Annotated in this window: 8 protein-coding genes; 3 read left to right on the top strand and 5 right to left on the bottom strand. The window is 70.7% G+C overall.

What is annotated here, in order from left to right; translation table 11 throughout:
• Positions 1 to 490: 490 nt before the first annotated feature.
• Complete coding sequence (locus tag WMF33_RS16155) at positions 491 to 1,309, bottom strand: transposase zinc-binding domain-containing protein (protein ID WP_437337970.1); 819 nt, start codon at positions 1,307 to 1,309, stop codon at positions 491 to 493.
• A gap of 1,187 nt (positions 1,310 to 2,496) precedes the next feature.
• On the opposite strand from WMF33_RS16155, the gene WMF33_RS16150 reads away from it, so the two are divergent.
• Complete coding sequence (locus WMF33_RS16150) at positions 2,497 to 2,664, top strand: hypothetical protein (RefSeq protein ID WP_437337969.1); 168 nt, start codon at positions 2,497 to 2,499, stop codon at positions 2,662 to 2,664.
• 168 nt (positions 2,665 to 2,832) lie between these two features.
• On the opposite strand, the gene WMF33_RS16145 is transcribed toward WMF33_RS16150, so the two are convergent.
• A complete protein-coding gene (locus WMF33_RS16145; RefSeq protein ID WP_437337968.1) occupies positions 2,833 to 4,029 on the bottom strand; it encodes a serine hydrolase domain-containing protein in 1,197 nt (398 codons plus the stop codon).
• Between the two features lie 276 nt (positions 4,030 to 4,305).
• Between WMF33_RS16145 and WMF33_RS16140 the strand changes: the two genes are divergently transcribed.
• Positions 4,306 to 6,000 (top strand): alpha/beta hydrolase, encoded by a 1,695-nt coding sequence (locus tag WMF33_RS16140; protein WP_437337967.1) that lies wholly within the window; start codon positions 4,306 to 4,308, stop codon positions 5,998 to 6,000.
• 54 nt (positions 6,001 to 6,054) lie between these two features.
• Here WMF33_RS16140 and WMF33_RS16135 read toward each other — a convergent pair whose 3' ends face one another.
• From WMF33_RS16135 to WMF33_RS16125, 3 genes are read right to left on the bottom strand one after another with little or no spacing between them, the layout of a single operon-like run.
• Positions 6,055 to 6,720 carry a glycine-rich domain-containing protein gene (locus tag WMF33_RS16135; protein WP_437337966.1) on the bottom strand — a complete coding sequence of 222 codons (666 nt, stop codon included), beginning with the start codon at positions 6,718 to 6,720 and terminating at the stop codon, positions 6,055 to 6,057.
• A gap of 2 nt (positions 6,721 to 6,722) precedes the next feature.
• The gene (locus WMF33_RS16130) at positions 6,723 to 7,739 is read right to left on the bottom strand and encodes a hypothetical protein (RefSeq protein ID WP_437337965.1); all 1,017 of its coding nucleotides are present in this window, start codon (positions 7,737 to 7,739) and stop codon (positions 6,723 to 6,725) included.
• Positions 7,736 to 8,392 carry a hypothetical protein gene (locus tag WMF33_RS16125; protein WP_437337964.1) on the bottom strand — a complete coding sequence of 219 codons (657 nt, stop codon included), beginning with the start codon at positions 8,390 to 8,392 and terminating at the stop codon, positions 7,736 to 7,738. Before WMF33_RS16125 ends, WMF33_RS16130 begins: the two co-directional genes overlap by 4 nt.
• Before the next feature lie 276 nt (positions 8,393 to 8,668).
• Between WMF33_RS16125 and WMF33_RS16120 the strand changes: the two genes are divergently transcribed.
• Positions 8,669 to 8,821, top strand: coding sequence for a hypothetical protein (locus tag WMF33_RS16120; RefSeq protein ID WP_437337963.1), 153 nt, complete (start codon positions 8,669 to 8,671; stop codon positions 8,819 to 8,821).
• Positions 8,822 to 9,011 lie beyond the last annotated feature (190 nt).

Raw genomic sequence — 9,011 nt, 5'->3', positions numbered from 1 at the left:
GTGTGGTGGCAGGAGTCTCTTCAGGGGCAGAACATCAGCCGCCGTGTGCGAGCCCGAGCAGCGACGCGAGGGCGTCACGCATCTCGTTCAGAACCGTCCCAGGAGCACCGGAGTGAGCTCCAGGGCGGCAGCCGGTGACACGGGCGCGCCCCCGACGTTTCAGGGGCGCTGTCGGCACGGATACCATGCTGCATCACGCTGGTACTCACGCTTCGATGGGCGAGTCCATCGACGCCGTGGCAGGGTGACGGTCCACAATTCAAGGCTATTCGCAGCGCAGCCGATTACACACAACCGCGGAATGAAGGTCAAGCGGGACGTACGGCTTTTTTCGGCGTGGAGGGGCATGTGGTCGCGGCGCTGCGTCATGAGGCGATCGCTCCCGGCCGGCAGTCGTGGCCCGCGTGGCCCGCGTGGCCCGCGACGACCGCGCCGGGCTCGCACACCGCGGCGGAGCCCGCCGCGAACGAGGCGTCGGGAGCACTCGTAATCAGGTGGTGATCGACGATGTCCCGATTGCCGATCGTACGGGTTTCATGAATCGAACATCGCCGATCTTCAGAGGTCGCCGAGAGGGGCTGTCGAGCGTCCGCCCCGGCCCCGACCGCACCGAGACATCCCTCGCGCGGAGCCCTGCCGCGGGGCGGGCCCGCGGCGCGTCCATCGCCGGCGCCGCCTCACCGCGCCTCCGCGGCGGACGCGCCGCGACCCGGACCGGCGCCGCGCTCACCCGATACCCACGCGCTCCTCGTTGAAGCCCTCCGTCCGCGTCATCGCCGACTGGAAGAGGCTCGCCAGCACTTCCGCTCTTGACCGCGCCGCACGCGCCTCGGCGCGCGGCGCGCTCTTCGTAGAACCGCTCCACGCTCTCGACGAAGATGCGGGTCAGCACGCCGAACAACGCCCCGTCCTGGGCGAGCCTGCGCCGCCACGGAAACGGAGACGTCACCCCCCACGGACGGTGCGCCACCTCGGGCAGGACGTCCTCGATCAGGTTCGCCGCCGTGGCACACATGCGTCGGCCCAGACACGACGGGCAGAAACCGCGTCCTTTACAGCTGAAGGTCACCAGCCGACTCTCTTCGCAGCGCTCGCACCGGAGCCGCGCGAACCCGCGGCAGAGCAGCCCGCAGTCGAGGTAGGCTTCGAGCTCCTTCTTCGCGTGCTTGGGTATCCGGACGGCGATGGCGCCGTCGTCGATGGCCCCGTACAGCGTCTCCACGTTGTCGCGCACGATCTCGTAGAGCGTCGTCTTCTCGGGGCGACGGCGCTCGTAGACGACGCCCGTGGTGCGAGCCGCGCTGGCCACACGGCGCCGACACCGCACGCCGCACGCCGCACGCCGCGCGGTGACGGCGCGTTTTCGCCGCGAAGTTCGACAACCCGCCGGGCTATCGCCCATGGCGGAGCGGCGGGCCGGGGGGCGGCGGGCCGCGACGCGCGCTGCCGCGGCGGCGGAGGCGCTCGCCGAGCACCCGGCTCGCGCTCGATATGTCGGCGCGCGAGAACGCAGAGCGCGAGCGGGCAGCGTTGCAGGAGGAGATCATCCGGGTGCAGCAGAGCCGGCTAGCGGAGCTGTCCACGCGATGATCCCGATCACCGAGCAGGTGATGGTCATGCCTCTCATCGGGACCATGGATGAGCAGCGTGCCAGGCACGTGCTTGAATCTGCGCTCTCTAGCGCCGAGGCGTGGTGCGCGTGCCGCCTTCGTGCCAGCATGCAGGAGCCGCTTCGCCACTCGTTTTCCCACCGCTCCCCGCGGCGTCCGCAGTTCCGCCATGGCGTCGCCATGCAGCATCGCGGCGAGAGAGGGTCGTCGCCTGCGCACGCCGCCGCGCTTGCCTCCCGGCACAGGCCTGGTGCTTGCCGGCATCACTTTCCGGATGCCTCCGGGGCGCTTCGGCACGCAACCGCCGCGCGTGGGCGATCCCAGTAGAGCCTGCGGGCACTGGCGAGCGGCAAGGCTCCGCCAGCGAGTCGACGCGAGCGGCGGGCTCGACGTTCGGCCCAAGCTTGCTAACCGCTCCGGTGCCATCGGCAGCCCGAGCAGCCGACCGATCGCCTCGTGCACGACCCAGGCTGCCTCCGCGTCCCCGAGGGCGACGGCTCGGCTCAGCGTGCCGGCGAGCGACGCAACCACGGCGGATCGAGGCGATAGATCGACCGTCGCGAGCTCTCCGGGCCCAGGGCTCGGCGGTTGGGCCGGGGTTGGGTCCATGCCTCCTGAGGGGGTGCGATCCGTCGTCACGCCCTCCCAGAATGCCTGGCGATGCGACGGATCGCGACGGTTCGCCCCCACGGATTCGTCCCGCCAGGGATCTGCCTCGCGAGCAAAGACAAATTCAACGCAAAGACGCAAAACTACAAATCTTTTTTGCGCCTTTGCGCCTTTGCGCTGAACTCTCTCTGGATCTCTGGCCCGACTCCTGGTGGGTGGAGCTAGACCAGCTCGCCTGGGTCGATCGCGCGCTCGGCGCTACGGGAGGCAGGTATTGATGAGCACGCTCACGTCTTCGCTGACCCGGTTCGCGACGGCGAGGTCGGGCTTGCCGTCGATGTTCATGCCCACCACCGCGATCTCCAGGGCGCTGACGGCGATCTACACGGCGCGCGCCCTGCGCATCGACACCTCGCTCCTTGCCCCTGTCGCGCCAGGCGACTGAGGCGGTCGTCCACGATGTTGCCGGGCGTGAAATGGCCGGCGAAGCCGCAGCGCGCCCGGGCAGGGACCCTCTTGGCGCGCAGCAGGGCGACCAGGAGCACCGTGAGCTGGCGGCGGACGCCGACGAGGCGCGTCTCGAGCGGCCGCGCCTCCCGCGCCGGGCCCACGCTCAATCGGCGCACATGAGCTGATCGATGATCTTGAAGGTGTCGATGGTCGTGGCGTACGAGGCCTCGGGGTCGTCGGTCGACGTCGACAGCGACATCACGACGACGCGAGAGCCGTCGTCGCTGGCGGCGTTCCGGGTCGAGTACCCGAGCGTGCCTCCGGCGTGGCTCCAGTACCCTCCACCGCAGCTGGTCGGGATCCACATGATGCCGAGGCCATAATCGGTGCCGGGCGCGATCGGGTCGAAGGCAGGCGCCGGGACCGTCTCGTGGAGCTCCGCCATCTGCTCCGGATCGAGCAGCGATCCTTCGGTCAGCGCCCGCCAGAACTTCGCGAGATCCGCGGTGGTCGTGACGAGGGAGCCGGCGGCGCCGGCCATGGTATGGTTCGCGATCGTGACGTCGACGAGCGGCCCGCCGACCTCGTACTGCTGGTACGCCACGGCGTGCGGGGCAGGCAGATCAGGCGCATCGCCGGGATCGAACGTGTGGTCGAGGCCGAGCGGATCGAGGATGCGCGCCTCGACCTCCTCGCTCCAGCGGTTTCCGGTGGCACGCTCGATGATCATGCCGGCGAGCACGTAGTTCGTGTTGGAGTAGTCCCACTGCGTCCCCGGATCGAAGCTCGGCTTGTGTTGCAGGGCGAGCGCCACGAGCTCTTCCGCGTCCATGTGGTCGAGCCGATGCTGCATGTACTCGTCGGCGGAGCGCAGCACGGCCAGGGACGGCCGCGGATCCGGGCCGTCCGGATCGGCCGGACCGATGTAGTCATAGAGGCCGCTCGTGTGCTGAAGTAGCTGGCGGATCGTGATCAGCGAGCCGTCATTGCCGTTGCCCGACACGACGCCGGGCAGCCACTGCTCGACCGTGTCGTCCAGCGACAGCGCGCCCTCGCCGGCGAGCTGCAGCACGACGACGGCGACGAACGTCTTGGTGTTGCTGCCCATCCGGAAGTAGCTGTCGAAGTCGACCGGCGTCTCGCCGTCGAGCTGCGCCACGCCGCTCCGGGCGCGGATCCGTCGGTCGCCTTCGAGCATCTCCGCATGCACGGCGACGATGCCGCTCGCTTGAATCCTGTCCACCCCCTCCTGGAGCAGCTTGTCGTACGTCGCGTCGCCCTCCTCGGGAGAGTCGCGCGGGCAACCCGCGACGAGAGATGCCATGCAGAAGAGCGGAATCGAGAGCTTGTTGAGTGCCATGTCCGTGTGTTCCCTCTCGGCTTGGTTCCGTTCAACGGTCTCTACGATCTCGTCGATGTCGCACGATCCCGCAGAAATATGGCGCGCCGCGGACCGCTGCACGTGCCTGCGGCGCCGAGCTCCCTTTCGTTGAACAGATCCAGGCCGAGCGGGAACACACAGCACGGCGCTCGACGTCCGCACGCTCGTCGACGCCGCCGGCGCCATGGTCATCGCCACCGCAGACCTCGCGCCGTTCAGCCTTTGTCCGTTCCGGTGATTGCGAGGGTAACGAAGATGATCACACAGACTGTCCTTCGGGTGGGGCTCCTCCCCGTGGTGCTCGGGTTCACGGCGTTCGCCGCGGGCTGCCCCGGCGGCGATGACCAGGCCAGCCCTGGCACGAACGGCGATGGAGCCTCGGGCGGCAGCTCGGCGGTCGAATGGGGAAGCTGCCCAGACGACTTCATCTCCGAGTGCGCCACGGTCGCGCTGCCGCTCGATCCATCGAAGCCTGACGGAGAGACGCTGCCCGTCTTCGTAGCGCGCCACCTCGCGCCGGGCGGCGCGGCGAAGGCGCAGGTCTGGCTCCTGCAAGGCGGCCCCGGCGACTCCGGCAACATGTTCACGGGCTTCATCGAGCAGCTATGGGAGCGCGTGATGCCCGATGTGGACTGGTACGTGCTCGAGCACCGCGGCGTGGGGCTCTCGAGCCGCCTCGGATGCCCGGTCCAGGAGGACCCGAGCTCGGAGGACGGGGCGGACATCAGCGCGAGCGAGTGGCCCGCCTGCATCCAGGCGTTGAAGACGCAGTGGGGCGACGATCTCGCGCACTTCACGACGTCGGCCGACGCCGACGATCTCGCGCGCCTCCTCGATCTGACGCGCGAGCACGGCAAGAAGGTGATCCTTTTCGGCGCCTCGTACGGGACGGCGCGCGCGCTGCGCTTCTTGCAGAAATACCCCGAGGCGGTCGACGCCGTGATCCTCGACTCGATCGCATCGCCGGGCGCGCAGTACCTGTCCTTGTACGATACGCAGTTCGACCCCGTGGTGAAGGAGCTGTCCGCGATCTGCGCCGCCGATCCGGTCTGCGGGGCGAAGCTCGGGCCCGATCCCTGGGCGAAGCTCGACGCGCTCTTCGGCAAGCTCACGGAGGGGCACTGCTCGCAGCTCGGCATCGACGCCGCGCTGTTCGCGTCGATCGTCCCGGCATTCGCGCAGCTGCGCAGCGTGCGGACGCACCTCTTGCCGCTCGCTTACCGCATCGACCGCTGCGACGCGGGCGACGTGCAGGTGGTCGGCCACTACATGCAGGCGCTGAGCGGTTCCTCCTCGCAGGCCGACGGCGGCGAGCCGCGGCGCTCGGTCGTCCTTGGGACGCACGTGGCCCTCTCCGAGATGTGGGAGGACCCGGCCCCGACCTCGGCCGAGCTCCAGGCGCGCTGCGATGCGCAGCGCTTCTGCCCGGGGGCGGCGCTGGAGATCGGCCAGCTCTACGATGCCTGGCCGCGGTATCCGCACGACCCGTTCTGGAGCGAATGGCCGCGCTCCTCCGTGCCCATCCTGGCGATGAACGGCCTGCTCGACCCGCAGACGCCCATCGGCCTGGCGGAGCTTGCGGCCGACAGGCTGACCGCGCCCCACCAGACGTTCGTGGCGGTGCCCTGGAGCCCGCACGTGGTCACGTTCGAGTCCCCCGTGAAGACCGCCGGTGCGGCGCCCTGCGGCACGCAGATGATGGCGAAGTTCATCGCGGATCCCGAGGCCCCCGTCGATACGACGTGCCTCGACGACCTCGTGCCCGTCACGTGGGACGAGGATCCGGCGGTCGTCGAGAAGCTCTTCGGCACGAAGGACATGTGGGAGAACACGGCTTCGCCCGCCCCCGCGCCGAGGATGGTGGCGCCGATCGACTGGGCGGCCGTCGCGCGCCTCGCGCGTGAACTGGCAACGCCCTCGAAAGCCGCACCGCGGCGGCGCGGTCGGTAGGCCCGGCGAGGGCCCACGAAGCAGCGCCGCTCCTCGCGGCGCGACGGCGCGGGATTATGGGGCGACCCGGAGCGTCCCCGAGGCCACGAGCGCCCGGCAGAGGGCGATCCGGTCGTCCAGGTCGAGCCCGGGGAGCTCGCGCACGTAGAAGATGCCGTGCCGGGCGATGAACCGCAGCGCGGGCTCGCCCCAGGCGTCGACGCGCACGAGCACCGCGTCGCCGTCGACGAGCTCCGCCTTGCCGCCGCTCAGCCGGACCGACACCTCGCGATCGCGGATCACGCGCCGCGGGCCGCACACCGACGCCGCGTCGTTCCACACCTCGGGCGGCGGCTCGCCGTAAAGGGTGCTGTACGCGGCCGCGAACTCGTCCCACGTCGCCTCCGGGACCGCGTGCGCGACAGGCGCGTTGGCCGGGGCGTGGTGCAGGAAGCGACCGAAGAAGCGCTGGCAGAACTCGGCGTACTCGATCGTGAAGAGGACGAACTGGTGCCAGGCCTCGTCGACGCGCAGCGAGAACATCGGGTAACCGCGGGTGCGATCGGACTCGACGAGCCAGAGATAGCGCGCGAGCTCGCGGAACAGCGCCTCCGCCTCGCGCTCGGTGGCCACGGTCTTGTTCATGAGCAGCTTGTCGATGACGAACTGCGCCCGGTAGGCAAAGAGATCGGGCCGCCTGCGCGCGCTCGCCGTCACCACATCGGTTTGCATCGGTTGCATGGTCAGTTCTCCTGGGCTGCGAAGGGCTGAAACGTCCCCCAGTCGACGAGCGCTCGGGCCAGCGCGAGCTGCTCCGCCTCGGCCAGACCGGGGATGTCGCGGGGCCTGAGCTCGCGCGCCGCCGCGAGCGCGCGGAGCGCGGGCTCGGCCCACGCCTCGACCCGCACGAGGAGCTGCGCGCGCTCGCCGCAGCGCGCGCGGAGCTCGGCGCGGCCCGCGATCCGGACCACGTCGAGGTCCACGCCCGGCCAGCGGCGCACGAGCGCGGCGCGCGCGTCGAGCTCCTCGGGCCGGCCGAGCGCGCGGGCGGCGCGCGCGCGGGTGCCGGCGTCGCCGCGGGCGTGGAGGCGCGCGAGGAGCGCGGCGGCCCGCGGGCCGCGATGCGCGAGGGCGTCGACCTGCGCCCGGCGGACGCACTCCCGCTCGTGCGCGAGGAGCGCCGCCGAGAGCGCGTCGTCCGCGGCGGCGGGCCGCGGCGCCGCCGGGGTCAGCCCCTCGACGGGGCCCACCTGCGCCTCGAGCACCGGGCCGTCGCTCGGGCCGAACAGGTGCAGCGAGATCGACCAGCGCGCGGTCGGGTTGCGCGGATCGTGGATGCACGGCCCGTAGATGTGGCCGACCCGGCCCGCCTCCGCGGAGAACAGGCGCTTCGGCACGAGCCGCCGCGCGCGGGCCGTCGCGTCCCAGTCGAAGGTCGCGACGTCGAGCGCGTTGTGGAGCACCGCCGTGACCGTCCAGTCCGAGTGCTCGTGCGCGCCGGCCGCGCGCCCGGGCCGCCAGTACGCGAACGCGACGCGGACGCCGACCTCGGGGACCACGTGGAACGGCGCGAGCTCGGGCGCGCCGTCCCGGCGCTCGATCTCGAGCGCGAGGAGCTCCAGCGGGAGCTCGTCGTCCGAGAGCCCGGCCCGGACCGCGCCCTCGATCGCGCGCACGTGATCGCGCGGCGGGCGGGCGTGGCCGTCGGACCGCGGGAATTCGAGCTGCCCGAAGAGGGCGGTGAGCTCGGCGAGCCTCATGGCGCGATCCGGAGGAAATCGCCCTTCACGAGCGGACGGCAGAGCGCCACGCGCTCCGGGTCGTCGAGGCCGGGGAGCTCGCGGACGTAGAAGTGATCGCAGTCGACGATGAACTGCAGGGCGTCCTTCGCCCACGCGTCGATGCGCAGGAGGACGCGCGGCGGCTCCAGCGACCACACGAGATCCGCCCTCCCCTCCTCGACCCGCACGAAGATGGGCCGGCCGAACTTGACGCGGATGAGGCGCGTGTCGGGCGTCACGGCGAGCTCGTCCCTCCACGCCGGGGAGATGGGCCCGAAGAGCGCCTCGTACTCGGCGCGGTACGCGTCGAAGGTCATCTCGGGGCGCGCGCCGAGCTCGCCGCGAGGGGCGGTGTTGGCGGTGTGGTGCACGAACTCGCCGAAGAAGCGGTGGCCGAACGCCGCGTACTCCTCGGTGAAGAGCACGAACTGGTGCCAGACCTCGTCGATCCTCCGGGAGAACATGGGGACTTGCCGGGTCCGGTCCGCCCTGCAGACGAAGATGTACTTCTTCACCTCGTCGAAGAGCCGCGCCGCCTCCTCGCAGGAAGAAGCCATCCGGTCCTTGACCAGCTTCTCTTCGAGCCACGGCGCACGGAACGAGAGCAGCTCGGGGATCATGGATGTGTCCATCGCCCATGGCTCGTTGCCAGTTCCGTGCCCGCCTCCGCGCGCCGCGCTTGGGGGGCCCTGCGCACCTCGAGGGAACATCGATTCCCGACGCGCTTCCCCAATTGGGAAACGGGTTGCTCAACGGAGGCCGCCGCCCTGCGAAAACAGGCCCTCGTGACGCGAAAACAGCGGCCTTTGCCGCGCAGAGACCGCGGTGGCACGGCCGCTGCAATAGCCCATGTCGCGGGACGACGAGTCCGCAACCGAAATAACCAACCCAGCTACGGAGCAATCACCATGAACGAGCAGATCAAGGTCGAGGTCGAGGTCGAGACGAAGCAGGAGACCATCGAGGAGCGCCCTGCGCGCCTGACGGTGGAGGTCCCCACGGAGCTCCAGGCTGGCGTGGGGCCGGCCGTCTGCACCTGTCCGCCCGGCTGCTGCTGCTGAACCGCCCGCGAGGGGCCGGGGGCCGCATCCAGCGGCGACCGGCCCCTCGAGCCTGACGACACGACCGCGGAGGCCCGCGCTGCGAGGAGCAGCGGCGGGCCTTTCGCGTTTGGCACGCGAGAGAGGCCGGCGGATTCGACCCGTTTGTTGCCCCTACAACGCCGATCACGTTGAAGATTCATGGGAAGAG

The sequence above is a fragment of the Sorangium sp. So ce394 genome (assembly GCF_051474665.1).
GTDB classification, from domain to species: domain Bacteria; phylum Myxococcota_A; class Polyangia; order Polyangiales; family Polyangiaceae; genus Sorangium; species Sorangium cellulosum_D.
Note: the sequence above shows the minus strand (reverse complement) of the source record. Positions and strands in the feature narration are given on the sequence as shown.